We start from the raw sequence: 203 nt of genomic DNA, 5'->3' as shown, positions 1-203 counted from the left end.
CTCAGAAGTGAAACGCCGTAGCGCCGATGGTAGTGTGGGGTCTCCCCATGCGAGAGTAGGGAACTGCCAGGCATCAAATTAAGCAGTAAGCTGGTGTGAAATCAGTGGATGTAGAGAAATTCGGTGGAGCGGTAGTTCAGTTGGTTAGAATACCTGCCTGTCACGCAGGGGGTCGCGGGTTCGAGTCCCGTCCGTTCCGCCAC

Annotated in this window: 1 tRNA gene; it reads left to right on the top strand. The window is 55.7% G+C overall.

Going from position 1 to position 203, the window contains the following annotated elements:
- The first annotated feature begins 125 nt into the window (after positions 1-125).
- Positions 126-202: transfer RNA gene (locus OGW17_RS00020), tRNA-Asp, on the top strand.
- Position 203: the final 1 nt, after the last annotated feature.

Source organism: Citrobacter sp. CK181, assembly GCF_030333595.1.
Classification (GTDB): domain Bacteria; phylum Pseudomonadota; class Gammaproteobacteria; order Enterobacterales; family Enterobacteriaceae; genus Citrobacter_B; species Citrobacter_B koseri.
The sequence above is the reverse complement of the archived record's forward strand: the minus strand, read 5'-3'. Positions and strand labels throughout refer to the sequence as shown.